Annotated in this window: 1 rRNA gene; it reads right to left on the bottom strand. The window is 52.8% G+C overall.

Annotation, left to right across the window (positions count from 1 at the left end):
• Positions 1–372, bottom strand: a 23S ribosomal RNA gene (locus ON43_RS45925); the annotation flags it as partial.
• Positions 373–670 lie beyond the last annotated feature (298 nt).

Genomic DNA, 670 nt, shown 5'->3' with positions numbered 1-670 from the left:
GCTTTGGTTTCTTACTCTTGCCTAGTTCGGCAGAACTAGGAAGGAATGTCCCACGACCCCGCATGGACAACGCCTGCCGGCTATCACATCCACACGGTTTAGCCTCTTCCGCTTTCGCTCGCCACTACTCACGGAATCACTGTTGTTTTCTCTTCCTGTGGGTACTGAGATGTTTCACTTCCCCACGTTCCCTCCACACGCCCTATATATTCAGGCGCGGGTAACACGACATCACTCGTGCTGGGTTTCCCCATTCGGAAATCCTCGGATCTCAGCTCGTTTGACAGCTCCCCGAGGCTTATCGCAGCCTACTACGTCCTTCATCGGCTCCTGGTGCCAAGGCATCCACCGTACGCTCTTACACACTTACTAACAAAGATGCTCGCGTCCACTGTGCAGTTCTCAAACAACACACCCACTCAAACCTGAATTTCGAGACTTACCGGCACAGCCAGCAGTTTCACCGAAGATCCGAGCGGATCGTTTTTTGCCTGGAAAGAACGTCTGTTCTTTCAGGACCCAACAGTGTGCCGATATATCAACCGCGAAGAAAGACTTGGCTTCCTCCATGTGCGGGAGAGGTTGTCAGTGTTCCACCCATGAGCTTCCGCAGTCCTACATGTGAGGACTAAACGGTCTCTGCCACAACCACATTCACCTGTGTGAAGCG

Origin of the sequence: Nocardia concava NBRC 100430 (genome assembly GCF_000308815.1) — a bacterium.
GTDB lineage: Bacteria > Actinomycetota > Actinomycetes > Mycobacteriales > Mycobacteriaceae > Nocardia > Nocardia concava.
Note: the sequence above shows the minus strand (reverse complement) of the source record. Positions and strands in the feature narration are given on the sequence as shown.